This is a genomic window from Neobacillus sp. PS3-12 (genome assembly GCF_030915385.1).
In the GTDB taxonomy this organism is placed as follows: Bacteria; Bacillota; Bacilli; order Bacillales; family Cytobacillaceae; genus JAEVLT01.
Map to the genome: position 1 here is coordinate 305145 of NZ_CP133268.1, position 17276 is coordinate 322420.

17 protein-coding genes and 3 pseudogenes are annotated in these 17276 nt (G+C 35.4%); 3 read left to right on the plus strand and 17 right to left on the minus strand.

The window, feature by feature from the left end; all coding sequences use genetic code 11:
* Positions 1-66: 66 nt before the first annotated feature.
* From RCG17_RS01635 to RCG17_RS01685, 12 genes and pseudogenes are all read right to left on the minus strand, one after another.
* On the minus strand, positions 67-450 hold the full coding sequence (locus RCG17_RS01635; RefSeq protein WP_308173561.1) for a MaoC/PaaZ C-terminal domain-containing protein: 384 nt from the start codon (positions 448-450) through the stop codon (positions 67-69).
* A gap of 10 nt (positions 451-460) precedes the next feature.
* Positions 461-868 (minus strand): FAS1-like dehydratase domain-containing protein, encoded by a 408-nt coding sequence (locus RCG17_RS01640; RefSeq protein ID WP_308173562.1) that lies wholly within the window; start codon positions 866-868, stop codon positions 461-463.
* Between the two features lie 99 nt (positions 869-967).
* A complete protein-coding gene (gene yhfH, locus RCG17_RS28215) occupies positions 968-1189 on the minus strand; it encodes a protein YhfH (RefSeq protein ID WP_374120889.1) in 222 nt (73 codons plus the stop codon).
* Positions 1190-1317: 128 nt separating this feature from the next.
* Positions 1318-1871, minus strand: a pseudogene (locus tag RCG17_RS01650) (acyl-CoA dehydrogenase family protein); the annotation flags it as partial.
* Complete coding sequence (locus RCG17_RS01655) at positions 1861-2130, minus strand: hypothetical protein (RefSeq protein WP_308175744.1); 270 nt, start codon at positions 2128-2130, stop codon at positions 1861-1863. The gene RCG17_RS01655 and the pseudogene RCG17_RS01650, both read right to left, overlap by 11 nt.
* 35 nt (positions 2131-2165) lie before the next feature.
* A pseudogene (locus RCG17_RS01660) lies at positions 2166-2485 on the minus strand (acetyl-CoA C-acyltransferase); the annotation flags it as partial.
* Positions 2486-2976: 491 nt separating this feature from the next.
* Positions 2977-4536, minus strand: a complete 1560-nt coding sequence (locus RCG17_RS01665; protein ID WP_308173563.1) for a sigma-54-dependent Fis family transcriptional regulator — start codon at positions 4534-4536, stop codon at positions 2977-2979.
* On the minus strand, positions 4500-4940 hold the full coding sequence (locus tag RCG17_RS01670; RefSeq protein WP_308173564.1) for a hypothetical protein: 441 nt from the start codon (positions 4938-4940) through the stop codon (positions 4500-4502). Before RCG17_RS01670 ends, RCG17_RS01665 begins: the two co-directional genes overlap by 37 nt.
* A gap of 741 nt (positions 4941-5681) precedes the next feature.
* Positions 5682-6241: pseudogene (locus RCG17_RS01675) on the minus strand (transposase); the annotation flags it as partial.
* On the minus strand, positions 6202-6345 hold the full coding sequence (gene tnpB, locus RCG17_RS28220) for an IS66 family insertion sequence element accessory protein TnpB (protein WP_374120890.1): 144 nt from the start codon (positions 6343-6345) through the stop codon (positions 6202-6204). The gene tnpB and the pseudogene RCG17_RS01675, both read right to left, overlap by 40 nt.
* On the minus strand, positions 6339-6563 hold the full coding sequence (locus RCG17_RS01680; RefSeq protein WP_308173565.1) for a hypothetical protein: 225 nt from the start codon (positions 6561-6563) through the stop codon (positions 6339-6341). The genes tnpB and RCG17_RS01680 overlap by 7 nt, the downstream gene beginning before the upstream one ends.
* Positions 6564-7282: 719 nt before the next feature.
* Positions 7283-8968 carry an SWIM zinc finger family protein gene (locus tag RCG17_RS01685; RefSeq protein WP_308173566.1) on the minus strand — a complete coding sequence of 562 codons (1686 nt, stop codon included), beginning with the start codon at positions 8966-8968 and terminating at the stop codon, positions 7283-7285.
* A gap of 886 nt (positions 8969-9854) precedes the next feature.
* On the opposite strand from RCG17_RS01685, the gene RCG17_RS01690 reads away from it, so the two are divergent.
* The gene (locus tag RCG17_RS01690; protein ID WP_308173567.1) at positions 9855-10571 is read left to right on the plus strand and encodes a hypothetical protein; all 717 of its coding nucleotides are present in this window, start codon (positions 9855-9857) and stop codon (positions 10569-10571) included.
* Between the two features lie 169 nt (positions 10572-10740).
* Here the strand turns inward: RCG17_RS01690 and RCG17_RS01695 are convergent, their stop codons facing one another.
* The 4 genes from RCG17_RS01695 to RCG17_RS01710 all read right to left on the minus strand — a co-directional run bounded on the left by RCG17_RS01695 (position 10741) and on the right by RCG17_RS01710 (position 13736).
* A complete protein-coding gene (locus tag RCG17_RS01695; RefSeq protein ID WP_308173568.1) occupies positions 10741-11292 on the minus strand; it encodes a CBO0543 family protein in 552 nt (183 codons plus the stop codon).
* A 76-nt stretch (positions 11293-11368) separates the two neighbouring features.
* Entirely contained in the window at positions 11369-11911 is a 543-nt protein-coding gene (locus RCG17_RS01700) for a MarR family transcriptional regulator (RefSeq protein ID WP_308173569.1), read from the minus strand.
* 215 nt (positions 11912-12126) lie between these two features.
* Positions 12127-12888: an ABC transporter permease gene (locus tag RCG17_RS01705; protein ID WP_308173570.1), complete on the minus strand. Its 762-nt coding sequence runs from the start codon at positions 12886-12888 to the stop codon at positions 12127-12129.
* Complete coding sequence (locus RCG17_RS01710) at positions 12885-13736, minus strand: ABC transporter ATP-binding protein (RefSeq protein WP_308175745.1); 852 nt, start codon at positions 13734-13736, stop codon at positions 12885-12887. Before RCG17_RS01710 ends, RCG17_RS01705 begins: the two co-directional genes overlap by 4 nt.
* A 358-nt stretch (positions 13737-14094) precedes the next feature.
* Here RCG17_RS01710 and RCG17_RS01715 point away from each other — a divergent pair, with 358 nt between their 5' ends.
* Entirely contained in the window at positions 14095-15477 is a 1383-nt protein-coding gene (locus RCG17_RS01715) for an L-cystine transporter (protein WP_308173571.1), read from the plus strand.
* Between the two features lie 140 nt (positions 15478-15617).
* Here RCG17_RS01715 and RCG17_RS01720 read toward each other — a convergent pair whose 3' ends face one another.
* Positions 15618-16286, minus strand: a complete 669-nt coding sequence (locus tag RCG17_RS01720) for a hypothetical protein (protein ID WP_308173572.1) — start codon at positions 16284-16286, stop codon at positions 15618-15620.
* A gap of 236 nt (positions 16287-16522) precedes the next feature.
* On the opposite strand from RCG17_RS01720, the gene RCG17_RS01725 reads away from it, so the two are divergent.
* Complete coding sequence (locus RCG17_RS01725) at positions 16523-17266, plus strand: metallophosphoesterase family protein (protein WP_308173573.1); 744 nt, start codon at positions 16523-16525, stop codon at positions 17264-17266.
* Positions 17267-17276 lie beyond the last annotated feature (10 nt).

A 17276-nucleotide genomic window follows, 5' to 3' on the forward strand; every position in this document is an offset into this window, starting at 1 on the left:
ATGTAAAAAATGGGCAAATAGATCAGCCTTTATGATTCTGGAACTTTAAGTGTTTTAAAGATGCCTTTATGCGATTTTAATTTCAAAAAGACCTTTTACTTTCACTTCTCCACTTTCATTAATAGCTTCCGCTTCACAAACCAAGCGATCTGTAAGTTTATCGACAACGCTTCCTCTAACCGTTATCTGTTCCCCTGGTTTTGTCATCGCTTTAAATCGAACAGAAAACTTGACTAAATCGTCAATTGAAAACCATTGACCGATAGCTTCCCCAATAAATCCCATAATCAGCATGCCATGTGCTATGACTCCGCCAAGGCCCGCTTCTTCCGCAAATGGCACAACCGTATGAATTGGATTAAAATCCCCCGATGCTCCAGCGTATCTAACTAATTGTGTATGAGTAATTTTTTCTTTTTTGATTGGTTCAAATCGAAAACCGATATTCATCTTGATCCTCCTAGTGTCGTTCAATTACAGTTGAACGTGAAATTAATACCTTTTCACCCTTTTCGTTAAAATATTCTCTTTTAACTACAAAGAAATCCATGGAGGCTTTAGTGAACGCATTTTCTAATACACTTTGTACTGTTATCAAATCACCGGGTTTTATTTCTATTAGATATTCATATTCTTGCTCTCCATGGAGTACCTTTTTCTTGTTTAAACTCAGTAGTTCCATGGTGGATTTTCCCCCATCCCAAAAATCAATGACAGTGGGGAAAGTCGGTAATATTTTTTTCCCATTTAAATATTCATCTTTCAAATCCCCAATTGCCAGTGCTAACTCCCTTATTTTTCCTGATTCAACTTTAAACATATAGTTTTCCAGAGTTATCCCGATTTTTTCTTGTAATGTATTAATCAAATTCTCCACTCCTTTTAATACTTTTTTAATAAATTAATTTTTTCTACAATTTGAAATGAAAGATACACATTGCAATTGGTGTCCCACCGAGAGTATGGGTCAAGCTAATTTTTGTAAGATAAACATTCCGTTTTTTTGGTGGAGACGATATCGGGATTTAATTACTTCCTCCGGCTTTTTATTAGATTTTGGATTAAGGATTTCTAAACACTCATTACACGTATTGACATAACATTCATGTTGTTCTTTAAATTCCATTCCGCACTTGGAACATTTGTTATCAGGTAAATTCATATAGAACTCTGTCATTGTAATGAGCATATTTGTTACCTCCCATTTTTCCGAACAAATTAAAACATAAATTCTCTCTTCCTATTAAAATATTAGGTATTTACAGTTGGCGTAGTTTTTAAATATTCTTTATGAAGCTGTGCAGAAATAATATTTTTCTAAATTTCTGATGTTCCTTCATAAATTTTCGTTATTCTGGCATCAGGATAATACCTTTCGATCGTACTCTCTCATATTACCAATCCCCCCGTGAATTTGGACGGCTTTGTCTGCAAACATGATTGAAAACCTCTGATCCAAGCAGTTTAGCCATGGATGCTTCTTTAATCACGTTCATTCCTTGATCCACCATCCAGGCGCTACACGGTACGTAACCGAACGCAATGTTTCGACATCTACTGCTATCTTTGCTAAATAGTGCCGAATAATTTGTTGTTCAAAGATTGGTTTTCCGAACTGTTCACGCTCATGAGCATATTTGATAGATTACTCTAATAATTTTTGGGGAGATCCCAAGTTACGGGCTGCTAGTAGCTAGTCCTGCACGGCCGTTAGCGAGAATTTTTAATGCGTTAACATAACCTAAACCTTCTGATCCGAGTACATTTTCTATTGGAACTTCACAATTTTCAAAAAAGATTTCACAGGTATGGGAACCGCGTAGACCCATTTTTTCTTCCTTTTTTCCAACTACAAATCCCTTAAAATCCTTTCAACGATAAAACGCTATCGGCAATCTTTCCAAGCTCCACTTGAATCGTGGCTTTATCAGGAATAAGCTCTGCTACGAAGCTGCCTATTTTCATTTCCAGTTCTGAGGGTGATTCACTTGGAATTGTGAGTAATGGGCGATTCGATACCACAAAATGATCAATCTCAGAAACATGTACCAGAGTGTCTCCATATGTGTACGGAAGCTCATTATTAACCTGTGCTATAATTGCTTTTGCGTTTTTAATAAGAGATTTCACGACATCAACTGACAACCCCAAGTTGCAATACCCTTCATTAGCAAAACTACTCCTGCGCCATCATTACGTCCACTGGAATTCCCAGCCGTAACGGTACCGTTTTCTTTAAACACTGGTTTTAGCTTAGATAACGCTTCCATATTTGTTTCCCTCGGGTGCTCGTCTACTTTGAATTCCACAACACCTTTTTTTATCTTTATTTCAATAGGTACAATTTGCTCTTCAAACAACACGGAAGTAATGGCGCGTTTGGCATTTCTTGGTTCCGTAAAGCAAATTCATCCTGTTCTGTCTGTGCAATCGAATATTTTTCAGCCAAATTTTCAGCTGTAATCCCCATTACTAAATTCCCATAACCTTTGTGCCCATTTGCAGTGAATAAGTTCTTCCTGCTTTAGTTGGAATGAACCAACTTTATGCTTACGGTCTTGATTCCCCCTTTTTTCGTTTCGATACTTTAATTTATGCATGAATTATGCCAATACTAAGAAAAAATTGAGGATGCGAAATAAACTACGGCGGAATAACCGGCATATTAAGGAAATGAACACCTAATTTGGTATAATTACTTGGATGGAAGTTTCCGAAGGAAAGTTAGGAGTTCCGTTAGCATTCTCGGGAATATGCGAGGAGAAATTGAAATAATCCACTTCTATTCATTTGCTAATTATTCCTCCGTAGAAAAAAAGGGAAAAAGGTGGAACAAACACCTTTTTCCCTTCAATGATAAGTATTTGATTTTTATGCATGTCACAAATGTCACAAATGTCACAAATATTAACAACGTGTTACACATGTGAATATTGTTACGACAAGAATGGAAATAAAAATTATCTGTTCTTTCCGCTAATCTAATTGAAGCTCCTTTAGTTTCCGATATATGGTCATACGGGAAACATTGAGAAGTTTTGCGGTTTCCGCTACACTTCCATTAGTGTTCTGTAACACTTCAATCAATATATCCCTGTTTAGATTCTTCCTTCTCACCCCTGTCCATTTACTAGTCACAATAACCTCGTTGACTGGGGGAGGTGAATTTATCTCCGATAACATTTCCTTAGGAAGGTGTTCTTTTCGAATAATTCCATCCTCTGAACGGAATAGAGCTTGATCGACGACATTTTTTAATTGTCTGATATTTCCAGGCCACGAGTAGGTATTAAATATCTTCCAAACCTCTTCCACAACATGTGGGCTTACCTCTTCTTCCCATTCGTCCTGAAAAAAGGAAGATACCAACAAAGGAATGTCTTCCTTTCGCTCTCTTAGCGGTGGAACCGACAAGGGAATCACATTCAAGCGATGGAAGAGGTCTTCTCGGAAATTTCCATTTTTAATCTCTTGTTTTAAATCCTTATGTGTAGCAGCGATGATCCTGACATCAATCGGGATTGACTCTGATCCCCCAACTCGAGTTATCACCCGCTCTTCTAGTACTCGAAGCAGGTAGACTTGAGCATCCATTGGAAGTTCTCCGATTTCATCAAGAAATATGGTTCCTTTATCAGCCAAAAGAAACTTTCCCTTTTTACCTTGTGATTTCGCCCCTGTGAACGCCCCACCTTCGTAACCGAACAATTCACTAGCCAGCAATTCCTTCGGAATAGCCCCGCAGTTAACACCAACAAATACTCCCCGCTGCCTTGAACCATGGCAGTGAATAGACTGGGCCAAAACCTCCTTTCCGGTTCCTGTTTCTCCAGTGATTAAAACGGTTTTATCACTAAAAGAAGCCTTTTGGGCCAATTTTGTCAACCGTATCATATCAAGATTCTTGGTCAGAAGATGGTCAAACCGGTATCTCGTCCCATTTTCCTTTTGCCGAGCCGACACCCTATTGTGGCTACCCATCTTCTGAAAAATGGCCATCCCGCCAAATACTTGGGTCCCCATCTGATAGGGCTTAACGGACAAGCGCCATTCACTTCCATCTTTTTTCCTAAAAACCGAATGCAACCCTTTCTTAGACATATCCATTAAATCCCGATGATTAATGGAAGGGGCAATAAACTTAAATATGGATTGTCCAGTACTGATCTGTAGCAAATACTGGGCTGCTTCATTGTACCGTGTAATTTGCCCATCCATGTCAAACATAACAAAAGGGTCCTGAAAGCTATCCAGTACAGATGCGAAGGAGAAGATATTTTGCTGCATCAAACGCGATCCAAGTGCTTGCTCGATTCTTTTTACCTGATTATCTACGAGAAAAATGTTATGTGCTTGGACTATCCTTTTTTCTGCGGTTATATTTAACACACCAATGATTTGGTTCGAAAAAGGATCACGGATAGGAGCGGCTGAACATATCCAAGGATGCCATCCTTGACAGTAGTGTTCTGCTGAAAAAACCTGAACAGGCCTTCCCTCTATAAGTGCGGTACCAATGGCATTAGTTCCAGCCACTTCTTCGCTCCAATCTGCCCCGGTTCAAAACGGAGGTTCTTGAGTTTTTTCCATGTATTATCGTTGGCTATCCCCTCATATATCACGCCTTTATGATCACTCAGTGTGACAGCCATGTATTCAGAGAAATAATTGAAAATTTCTTCCATATAAGGTTTAACAATACTAAGAAGGTATTCATGTTGTTCCTTCTTTTCATCAAGAGAACAGTCTGAATAGATAATCTGTGTCTCTTTCATCAAAGGGTTCAGTTGATTCCCCTTGCATCTTTCCCAAGAGGTAGATATGATGGTACGTTGATCTTCTGGTACGATACCCTCTGCAAGAAAGCGCTTCCAAATGGATTCAAGTTTTTTTTCTATACTAAAAATGTTATCAAACCTGCTAACCAATATTTTTGTCATACTGAACCTCCAAAATGCTAAATGTAATTATTATATAATTATTAAATATATTTAGAATATTTAGATATATATATATTATTTCATATAAAAAGAGTTAAATCAACCATACTTTGAGCTGCGTCTTCTTTAGTATTTTTTACCTACTTTCAGAATTTAATTTTCATGGTAGACTGATACACAACGACCAGGTACACCACAAATTGTCGCTCTCTTTAAGAGAAACACGCAGGATAGATTAATCTTTGTATGGTTGCTGCACCAGCCTCAATTTATTGCTAAAAAGTGGTGGCATAATTTGCTGCACAATCAAACTGCTCTGTTGATTCGATTATGGTTATATAGACATAAAGATGTTGTTATTACAGCAGTTCCTTATCATTTAAGGAAATAACTCATAAAGGCATGGGATCTCTCATGCCTTTATGAGTTATAAATTCAATCGTTTTTTTCGTTATCTTTACGATTTTCTGCAGTGAACAATAATTCATACTATCGATGCGTTATCAGTAAGAAATTCAAGAAAACACACATATTATAAAGAGATGGGATTGTGAAGGAATCTACTCAAGTTACGGGTGCGTTTGTTGAACAAGAATTAAAATGGGTAATACATATTAAAAATAAAAAACGTAAGTTTTTCAGTGCCCTCCTTGCTCTAGAGGGGCTTTTCTTATTTATTTTATTGTTTTGACACCAATCTAATTCCAAAACTCCTGTTATACTAATAAAACCCAATATAATGGCATGCAATATATCAAGTTTCAAAAGAAGTTGATGCATTCGATCATATAGCACATTCAACCACCGGTCTACCCCCAGGATCATCCAATTGGCAATTGTTTGTCGAGACAAAGCGAGCCACATCCGATTAAATTGTTTTTCCTGGCGATATAAAGGCAGTCCTTCCACATATTTTTGAGTTTATGATATACGCCATAATAGAAGGTGACGATAGACTTCCTGAAATGACAGGCTTGGCGACAAGAGTAAACATAGCGAACATGTTTCACTACTTTCTATTCCACAGGAATAAATTTTAGTTCTTGGCGTACTTCCGTACTCATTTCATGTTATGCTCCACCGCAACACGAAAAATCCTATTCCTCAGAGGATAAACGATATTCAATCGTTTCCACAGGCAGGTTTTCTAACATAATTTCACGATGACTAGGTTTTTTACGGCGTCGTTGATAAGAGATGGAGTCTAAAGTAAGTTCAGGCAGATCAAGATTTGCTTCTTTTTCAACTTCATTGAAAAGTTCTAGTTGATCTGGATGAGTTTTTTCGCTAGAGGATCCAAATCAAATTCTTCTTTTACGAGAACAGCTAAGCAATCAATAGATTTTCGTAAATCTGTGCTACCTCGAGCGAGGTAGACACGATCCACGGCAGCTTCAATTAGCATAAGGATTTGAGCTTCCTTACAACATCAAGAAATAGTACTGGATCATATCCAGGCTTTACTTCAATGGTAACTTCTCCTACTTTCACAAGTAAGTTAGTATTTCCAACGACCTGATCATCAACATCAATAGATAGCCACTTTGAATCTTTTAAACTCCTGGAATCAGGAATTTCAGCGGAATTAAATTTCTTTAACCAGTAAAAATGGTCTATTTTCATTGATATAAAGCTGTTTTCAAGGTTTTTATGCGAAAAATTGCGGAGGTTCCAGTATTAGAAAAATAATGTACAATGATTTATGTTCTTGCTGATTGAGGTGCGATTTTATTGTCTAAACCTACTGTTAAAATTGTGCTATTTTTCAGTTTAAAGCTCTGTTAATTATTCATTATTTATTTACGTGTATGAAAATTCATAGGTGGAGAATTTCCGTCTAATGTATATAGAGGAAGCTTAAGAAGTAGATATAAGCGGAGAATTCCGATTAACTGCTCTAAAATAAGACAAAATCCAAAGATTTGGTAAATATAAATGGAAAAATCCCCTTTATTTTTAAGGAAATATAGGTATTTCCCAATTTAAACGGAATTATACTGTTTATTTTTCAAACACAGTGAAATCAACATTCAGCGAAATTGAAATTAAGTTTATAGAGGGTAAAGAATCATAAAATGGTGATTTGCAAGATTTATTCTTGGCGTATGATGAAGAAAATAGATGAATAGAAAAGAGCATCCAATGATGCTCTTTTCTTTTTAAAATAATGTTATTTTTGGAGTGGATTTAATTACCGAAATAGATGCGAAATACTGTGTTTTTTTTACAAAACTCCCCATCAAGAGAACCCATTACTTGACCCCCCCCCCTCCCTTTTTAGCCGAAAGGAGGGTTTTCAGGGTAGAGCCAAATATAAAAATGCCTGGCACAATGCCCAAAATCTATTTAAATGTTCTTTCAAATTTTTCAAGTTCGTCAAGAAACGCTGGCCTTTTTTTGTTCTTTTCTTTTAATTCATTCACTAGTTTAAGTGCACTGCTGTTGTCAAAGGCCTTCTTATATATTTTTATGATCGAACATACTTGTTTGTATTTTTTTCTGTCATTTGCCCGTTCGGAAGCTATTTCAATATATGTTTTAAAAATGGCATTTACCTCATCTTGGTAATTGTTTATGAGATAAGAGTAAAGGCTTTGGATCGATGATGGCTCCATGCTGCAATATTTAAGCAGTTTTTCTGAAAGATTCTCTGTTTTTAGTATTTCTACATAAGTTGAAGGTACATGCTTTCTGTTTTCAAAACTTTGTAGAATTGTTTGTAAGACAGTCGGCCATTCAGCTGAAGTGTATCGTTCTTTCAATTTACTATAATAATTAAATTCATTTTCAAGAACAAAATCGAGCAGCAGTTTCCGCTGGCTTTCCTTGTCGCCCAATCCTTCATATCCTTGCAGCCTGTATTGCTTCCATTTATGAACGAGCCCACGATAGTTTTTATCCGTTTCTTCCCCATCCGTGCAGAGACGAATAACTTCCAGATAATTTTCTTTCCGTAATTGATGAATAATCGCTTTTTCTCTAAAATCGCTATAGCGAATATTATCATGAATAAATTGAAGTGCCTTTTCTTCCCCATCGAAACGTTCCAATAGCTCAAGTTGAAGCAGTTTGACCTCTCCCATCAAATAACCTGTACTCCAGGAATCATCTTTTTTGGAACTTTCGATCATCCGGGCAAGCTCTGTTTCTAGCTTTTGTCTGATGATAGGATTAAAAGCTAAATATACACAGGATTGGAAAAGATTCAGCTTCCAATCTGTCCAGTCTTCATAGCGTTGACCGAGAGCTTCTTTCATGATGATTTCATAAAGCTTCTGCTGCTGATGCTCGTCCAATTGATGCACATGACTCAAAACGACATCATTGATGATATCGAAACTTTCATTCATAACCATGCTTACTTCTCCGTTGGAATCATCACAAAATCCTAACATATCCATTACGGAAGATTGAGCGAGAAGGCAGAGTGAAACAGCGTTTTCCGTCTCGCCTGTTTCAACCCTTTCACGTGCTTTTTCAAGGGTCATATAAACCCCAATTAGAGCATCACTAACCCGATTCCATGCGATAAAACCACGAGATGTAGCTTTACGAATATAGTCTTTGATCAACTTTTTGCCTTCGGCCATTTCATTCTTTACAGGAGCATATTGAAAGAGCAGTCGCTTTTCAATTTCCGGATATTCCTGTGAAAGATCAATAATGATATTTTGAAGTTTCTCTTTTGAAAAATTGGAAAGGAGGGTTGGCAAATTGAGCTTCTTTTCCTTTAATTGTTTCGGCCTTTTGCTTTCGCTGACGACATCATTTTCCAAGGCAAAAAAAGCTGCAACTTGGTGTTTACAATACTCTCCAAAGTCATAAGGACAGTCGCAACTTGTCTCCATAATATTTTTATGATTATCTATGATAATTTCAACCGTGTAGTTCTCTGAGCCTTCTACCCCCACTATATAATGGTTTGACCCAATTTCTTCAATCTTTTCTACATGACCTTTTTTAAAGTAGTCCTTGCCACGTTTTAAAATCACATCATCTATTAACTCTTGAAAATTATTAAGATTCATTGCTAGCACCCTTTGAGTAATTTTCCGATTTTTGATGTTTACTGGATCCCTAAAAAGACATGGTTTTTTCAATTAAACTTTTAATAATCATTATTATAATGGATTCCGCCGTTGGTAACCATAAAAATAGTCGGTTACGAGATTGCGTAACCGACTTTTCTCAATTAGGTGACACTTAAAACTTAGAGAGATTAACCACTATCATATATTACTTGATTGCACTACAGCTATAACTATATAGGTATAATTTAATCGGCAATTAGCCAAGGTTTATGAAAGATCAGTCCATTATAAATGTGCTTTTTGCTTTAGTAATCTTAACTTCTGGTTCTTAGTTAATCTTCTCCAAAAACTTACTTTGAATTTCATTGTAAGCCCTCCAATCAGGTTTCACCATCATTCAACATTACTATTGTGTTTTCTATTTTAGCAAACAAAATTATTTTAATCAGATATAATTACCGACTTTTTTTTACTAGAATTAACAAAATTTACTGTAAATATAACCTATGAAATAGGCTTGGAAAAAGAAAAACAATAAAACTTGCTATTTATGTCGAAATAATAATTAAATTTTTTGAAAAAATGTGTCATTAATGTGAACAGATACTGACCTTTTTAATCGGATCAGTTCTTTTCACATACATTAATAAGCTCGTTTTTCCCAGGTGTATATCCTACAGTATTTACATACAACCAAAGTCTCAGATTTAAAAATTTATCTTCTACAAAAAATGGTATGAGGTCCTATGATTGGCCACTCTCTTACCTATATAGTCGCCTTTTTCTGAAAACGGAAGGAATTCTCCATATTTTATCTAATAATCATAGGAAGCAAGATTCTTTATTTTTCAGGTTGATACTATTAAAAAAGGTGGGATGAGAATTGGCTTTTTCTAAGGTATTGAAATTTGGAGGTAAAGTAATTAAGGTAGTAGCAGACTTTCAAGAAACGGATAAAATCGGAAAGGAAAATTTGGATGCGATTAAAACGGCAGTAGATGAAGTTGGATATGTCCGAGACGAAGGTAAGAACCCTTTACATTCAACAATGCGAAAGTTTACACATAAAAAGCGGAAAGGTCATTTAAGTTTTCCCCCTATTCCACAACCAGAAACTGAAAATAATGAGGAACTATTTGAATGGATCTATAAAGAATCTATGAATATTTTTTCCCAATTACGTGAAAACATTAAAGAAACCTGTGAACTCAATCCACAATATAGGAGAATTAAATTTAGGATCTATGATGACATGCTGATCTTTCATGTTCCAAGTGATTTAGGGGATGACTGGGGATATTTCAAGGATAACGTACTATTAGAGTCCTTTGCTTTACAGTCCCGTCTCGAAAAATTAAACAGATATCATTTCAATAATGAGGAACTAAATAGAATAACTGAGGCCAAAGAAAAAGTAAAATCCTTAAGTCATCCGCCTTCCAATTTTTCTTTAGCCAATCGATTTTATAAAACAGATAAATTACTTGCAGCCTATTTTTCCAGGGAATCGTTGATGAAACTTTTATTCAAATTTACAACTGAAGAAGAATATGAAAAAGTAATAATCAATCAAAGACAAATAGACTTAAAAAAGCCTTGATGATGGATCGTATCTTTTCTATATCAAATATTTTGCATTTGTGATTAGACAGTCATTCGTAATTTTCAATCACATATCATCTAAAAACCGACATTTCTTGTGTAGGAAACGTCGGTTTTCTTTGTATTTTCTCATTACCACTAGTTATGTAAAAAATGAATTAATTAAATTAAGATTTATTAATTAAATTTACTCTTTGAACCAGCCATTTTACAAACATTGCTTTTGCGACGTAAATTGGAAGTGAATAAATATATTTCCAATTTTCTAATTTGTAAATACCTAACCAAACTGTCAAAGGTTCAAATATAAAAGTAAAAATTATTGCCATTATTAAATTAGCAATGATAAATGATTTCCACTTTTTAAAGAATTGATAAATCGTCATATGTGCAACAATAAGTATTCCATTATCAACTGCGATTAATCGTGGCATTACTTGTAATAAATTATAGGGATACGACCAAAGATGAGTACTAACACCTATATCATCCAAAAGTCCAACCAAAATCATTAATATGGCCCCAAAAAGTAAAATTTCCTTTAATCTATTTTTATCAACATATTTCCACCATACAAACCAAGGAAAAATAAAAATAAACAAAAGTAACCACCATTGAAATGTAAACAAGTCGTGATGGAGCCAATATTCATTTTTCATTTCTGTTAATTTATATTCGATTTTTTGTATTTTTTCATAACTTGGGTAGGATGATTTCAATTTTTCCACTCTCTTAAATACTTATTATTATCTTACGACAACTTTTTTAGCATAAAAGTTACTTCTCCATAACACATTAATTATAATCTACGCCTGGAATTTTGGCGTTTATCACCCTACTCCCATAACTTTCTCCTTTCATGACATCAAGAAAGCTTTGTCCATATTCTAAAAAGCCTAGTAGTTCATTGTCTGATAAATGGTTTACTGGAAAAGGGAAGTGTTCCATCTCTTGAACCGACTCGACTAATTTTTGAAATAATTGTTCCCCCTCTTTTGTAATGGATACTTTTTTATATTTCCGTTGTTCCGTATCAGGAGAAACATAAACCAAACCCTTGAACTCTAAAGGTTTTAGTAATCTTGTCACAGTAGAAATATGCCAGCACCCTAATTCACTTATTTGTGTTGGGGTAAGTGATGGGTTTACAGAAAGTAAAAATAAAATGTGCTGTTGTGCAGGGGAAATACGATGCTCCTTACCTAACTCCGACCATTGTTCTTCCATACAGAAATATAATGCTCTAATCACTAATAACATTTTTTGCTTCATCAAAAATTTCATTTTTAGCTCCCTACTTGCAGATACAATTGTAAATACAAGTATTATTTTTTTCAAAAAGATGTGATATTATCCATTTTTATATTTTAAAATAGGTAAAAAAAATAAGAGCCAAAATACGCAAGAAATGCAAACCTTGCATATTTTATGCTCTTTAACACCCATTTCCTTTAGCCTTGTGAACAATCTAAACCTTTACCAAAGAAAGAGTGCACAATTCTTGTGGAAGAATTGCGAACCTCGTAGTAAAAAGAAGGGGCTATTATCTCGTCTTAACCTGAAATATCCTTTCTTTGAAAAAAAATCCATGCACTCCCTAAATAGATTGATAAATATAAAATCAGTATAATAAGTGAAAACAGAAGTGACATTCCATTGAACGGTGGTTTACTAATAAAATATTGTCCAAGATCTGTATTGGCAAAAACTATATATTTTCCTAATTCTAGCTTATAAGAAGATAGTAGTTGTACCATAGTGTTTCCGCCAAACAAGAGTAGCATGGTAAAACCAATTGCTATTCCACTATTCTTTGCAATTGTTGAAATAGCAAACGCCAAGGTTGAGACCATTAGAACTTCAACCATGCAATTAGCATAATTAATTGAAACTTTTTGAATTAATCCATTCACTGCTCCCATGTCTGTAAAACCAAGCAGTGTGATCCCAATCAAGAATGATAGGATAAAATATATACCAATTGAGTACAATCCAAATAATAGTGTAGTGATATATTTTGATAATAATATTTTTGAACGCTTTGCTGGTCTTATTAATAGAAATGTAGCTGTTCCTTGCTCAAATTCGCTTGACACAATGGTTCCTGCAATCGGGATGATGAATAGCTGGAGTAGGGATAAATGGTCTGAATTAGATTTCAATATATCCCAAAAATTGACCTTGTCTCCCGAAACAATCACCCAAGCTTTTTCCAAAAAACCTCCCAATAATGCAGCAACAATTATAGCTCCAAAAACAAAATACGTGCTTCTTTTATAAAGGATCTTTATATGCTCGACCTTGATCAATCTCATATGCGTTCACCTGTAATTTCCAAAAAAGAATCCTCAAGAGATTTATGCATTACTTGGATTTGAAACACTGAAATATTGTTTTGAACCAAGAGACTATTAATGAGAGGAATTTCTGATTTAGCGATGTTCAATTTTAAAATTGAAGGATCCAAATAGACACGGAAACCATTTGTTTTCGCTATATCATAAGCTTTAGCTTGATCATCCACTTCAAATAGTACATCAAGTAAATCGCTCATTTTCTCTGGCTTAACATTTGATAAATGCACCAATTCACCTTGTTGGATAATCGCTATTCGATCACAAAGATCTTCAATCTCTTTTAGTAAGTGTGTGGCAATAATAATTGCGACATTTTCATTTTTACTTATACTCCGCAAATGTCCCCATAATTCGTTTATCCCGTAAGGATCTAACCCATTTGTTGGTTCATCCAACAATAGAAGCCTTGGACGGTGCAATAATGCCTGAGCAATTCCCAATCTTTGCCTCATGCCAAGTGAATAGGTTCCAACTTTTTTATGTATATTGTCTTTCAAATTTACAAGCTCTACCACTTCTTCGATTCTTTTAGTTGAGATATTATCGTACATATATGAAAATATCTCAAGATTTTGATATCCTGACATATAGTCATAAAACTTTGGATTTTCAACAATTGCACCGACAGAACGAATTGCCTCTTCAAAATTTGTGTCTAAATCATAATTGTTTATTAGGACCTTTCCTGAATTCTTTTTTACTAAACCAAGGATCGAACGTATAATGGTCGTTTTTCCTGATCCATTTGGACCTAACAAGCCAAAAAGCTCTCCTTCTTTTACATCAAATGTAATATCAGATAGAATTTGTTTCTTTCCTACTTTCTTATTTGGTGATCAATACGCAACATTTGTTTATTCATAAAGGCACTCCACTTTTTTTATAACAAATCATGTACAAAATACTTTTAAATAAGACAACGATAAACTAATTTCCCCTCATATATTTGAATAGATAATACCACAATAGCAAAGAACTATTGAACTATCTTTTTTGAAAATCCTTGTTAAACTAACTGTCCTATAGTTAAGTTTCATCTTTATTAGGTTTTCAATTTAATAAAGCCGACAATAATCCCTCAAAAATTCCCCGATTTCACTAGTATGTTGTTTGGAATAGCATTCATATCTGAATCATAAATTGATATCAAAAGGAGGGAAGAAGATGACCGTATTTTTGATTATCGTCAATATCGTTGTCCTTTTACTGTTGATTCTTGGACTGTTTTGGATGCAAAAAAAGCATGTTTCTTTTTCAAAACGGGTTTTTTCAGCTTTAGGTTTGGGAATTATTTTTGGATTACTTATTCATTTGATTTATGGGACTGCTTCCAAAGTTACAACAGGGTCCGTCGATTGGTTTAATATTGTTGGAAATGGCTATGTTAAACTGCTCCAAATGGTTGTCATGCCACTTGTGTTCATTTCAATTGTCGGTGCTTTTACCAGATTGAAACTCACCAAGAATATTGGGAAAATAAGTTTCCTTGTCATTGGAATTCTTCTTGGTACCGCTGCTGTTTCAGCAGCTGTTGGGATTGCCTCTGCACTCGGCTTTGGCCTTGATGGCATCCATTTGGATCAAGGAACGGCTGAGGCAGTACGAAATCAACAGCTTCAACAAGCAGTTATTAGTGTAAAAGATGCGACACTTCCACAGCAAATCCTCCAGCTAATACCAAGCAATCCATTTCAAGATTTAACAGGAGCTCGTCCAACCTCAACAATAGCGGTCGTCATTTTTGCAGCATTTGTAGGTATTGCCTATCTTGGGGTAAAACGGAAGGATCCTGAAACAGGAGAGTTTTTCGCCAAAGTCATTGATATGGTTTACTCCGTAACCATGAGAATTGTTACCCTCATTCTTCGTCTTACTCCATATGGGGTTCTTGCTATCATTACAAGAGTAGCTGCTACAAGTGATTATGCAGCGATCGCAAAATTAGGGAAGTTTGTCATTGCTTCCTATGTTGCACTTATCGTGATGTTCATTATTCATTTATTACTTTTAACGTTTGCAAAACTTAATCCTGCCAGATATGTGAAAAAAGCTTTACCTACATTAACCTTTGCCTTTACGTCACGTACAAGTGCAGGTACATTGCCTTTAACCATTAAAACACAAACAAAGGATTTGGGTGTTTCGGAAGGAATCGCAAACTTCGCTGGTTCGTTTGGATTGACCATTGGGCAAAACGGCTGTGCCGGCATCTATCCAGCGATGCTGGCCATCATGGTCGCTCCAACTGCCGGCATTAATCCTTTCAGTCCATCTTTTATTATCACCCTGATTTTAGTTGTTGCGATCAGCTCGTTAGGTGTTGCCGGAGTCGGTGGCGGTGCAACTTTTGCAGCACTTATTGTTCTATCGGTACTAAACCTCCCGATTGCCATTGTTGGTCTGCTCATCTCTGTGGAACCATTAATTGATATGGGCCGAACTGCCCTAAACGTCAGCGATGCCATGATCGCCGGCATTTTAACCAGCAAAGTGACAGGTGAATTTCAAAGTGATGTTTACCAGCAAAAGGATATTGTAGAAGCATAAACAGCAGCATCATACATGAACCTTTCACAATAGATCCATTCTAAAGGACAGGAAACCCTATACTATTGATGCGGATACAAATGTTATCCGCATTTTTTTGTGTTTTTGGTCAAGTTGCAAAGAATCGCCATATGGGCTCTTTATTGATGTTCTTGGCGAAGAGATTTTATTATTTCAAAATATTGTGTATCTCCTAACCCATAATGTTTAAATTTTTCAAGTAAGGCTAACATAAGTTCTTCTTCTGGAACATCTTTATTTTTGTGAATATACATCATAAGATCACTGTCTTTATTAAGGTAATTCAAATATAGCTCAACCCCCTTCTTTAAAGGGTCTGGATAAATATGTTCGGGCATCTTTTTATCAATCAACACTTGTTTGTAAATAGCAGAATAACCTTTCGCTTTAAAGGTAAAATGGCTCAAAGGCTCAAATTGATCACCCACTATATTAAGATCAATAGTATCTGTATGCTCTGCCTGGTCTAACCAAGCTAAAAGGGTAAGAATATTGATTTGACAAAACATATCAGCATCAAACCATAAAGCTATATGAGTAAATTTTTTACTAAAAAGAGGCTCCAATGGTTTTAGTATGTGTTCACTATATTGCACTAGCGTTACCTGATGGACTTTAGCACGTATTTCAGTGAACTCATTTGAAAATAGATCATTACACGTTTTTCCATAACACATAGCCTCGTTAAATGGGATCATCAATTCGTGTTCAAGAAAATTTGTCCTTTTAAAAAAATTATACATAGCTTGCCCATTTAAAATATGTAAAGTTCTTATTCGATTCATCATTTACACCCCCTGACTCATTTAATTTATTTTACTATTATAGTTCAACTTTCACACTGTTCCTTAAATAATGAAATATAAAAAAATAACTCATCTAGCCCCCTCCATCATTTATTATCCAAACAGTGATACAATGAGACTAAATTTTTATTCTTCTATATTTTGGTATAAACTAAATTAGTATACGAGGAGACTTGTCGAGAATGATCCTCACATAAATCGTTAGGAGTATTAAAAAAATGGAAAAAATCGCTGTTATTTCAGACATTCATGGAAATATCCCTGCACTGGAGTCAGTGCTTGCTGATATCGATTCCAGAAATATTAAGAGAATCATTTGCCTCGGTGATTTAGTTGGTAAGGGACCACAATCAAGCATGGCCATAGAAATGATCCAAAAGTGTTGTGAAACTGTGATTAGGGGCAATTGGGATGATTTTTTTCCAAAACCTCAAGAATCGAAGACGATCCAATGGCATCAAAACCAATTAACGAAACAACAACTGAATTATTTAAAGGAACTGCCTTTTTCTGTAGAGTTTATAATGAGCGGAAAACTAGTCAGAATGTTTCATGCCTCACCGCGAAGTGTGTATGAAAGAGTCCAACCGTGGGACTCACTTGAAAAGCGATTAGGTATGTTCGAAAACACAGATTCAACTGAAAATATAGCAGGAAATCGGGAACCGGATGTCGTCTGCTATGGAGATGTACATAATGCATACCAACAAATCATTAATGGTAAAATATTATGTAACATAGGCAGCGTTGGAAATCCGCTTGATCTCACTCAAGCTTCCTATGCAATTCTTGAAGGAGAATACGGAAATTCCGAAAATGGCGTTTTTTCGTTTCAGCTTGTTCGCGTACCATATGATATTGAATTATCCATACAACTAGCCAGAGAAGCGGAAATGCCTGAGCTTGAGGAATATATGCAAGAGTTAACAACTGCCAAATATAGAGGTTCCAAATCCATCTAACTTGAAACCT

Excerpts from the sequence above, each read along its gene's own strand:
- RCG17_RS01635 (WP_308173561.1), bottom strand. The coding sequence starts at position 450 with ATGAATATCGGTTTTCGATTTGAACCAATCAAAAAAGAAAAAATTACT.
- yhfH (WP_374120889.1), bottom strand. The coding sequence starts at position 1,189 with ATGCTCATTACAATGACAGAGTTCTATATGAATTTACCTGATAACAAA.
- RCG17_RS01670 (WP_308173564.1), bottom strand. The coding sequence starts at position 4,940 with ATGACAAAAATATTGGTTAGCAGGTTTGATAACATTTTTAGTATAGAA.
- tnpB (WP_374120890.1), bottom strand. The coding sequence starts at position 6,345 with ATGCTAATTGAAGCTGCCGTGGATCGTGTCTACCTCGCTCGAGGTAGC.
- RCG17_RS01680 (WP_308173565.1), bottom strand. The coding sequence starts at position 6,563 with ATGAAAATAGACCATTTTTACTGGTTAAAGAAATTTAATTCCGCTGAA.
- RCG17_RS01685 (WP_308173566.1), bottom strand. The coding sequence starts at position 8,968 with ATGAATCTTAATAATTTTCAAGAGTTAATAGATGATGTGATTTTAAAA.
- RCG17_RS01705 (WP_308173570.1), bottom strand. The coding sequence starts at position 12,888 with ATGAGATTGATCAAGGTCGAGCATATAAAGATCCTTTATAAAAGAAGC.
- RCG17_RS01715 (WP_308173571.1), top strand. The coding sequence starts at position 14,095 with ATGACCGTATTTTTGATTATCGTCAATATCGTTGTCCTTTTACTGTTG.
- RCG17_RS01720 (WP_308173572.1), bottom strand. The coding sequence starts at position 16,286 with ATGATGAATCGAATAAGAACTTTACATATTTTAAATGGGCAAGCTATG.
- RCG17_RS01725 (WP_308173573.1), top strand. The coding sequence starts at position 16,523 with ATGGAAAAAATCGCTGTTATTTCAGACATTCATGGAAATATCCCTGCA.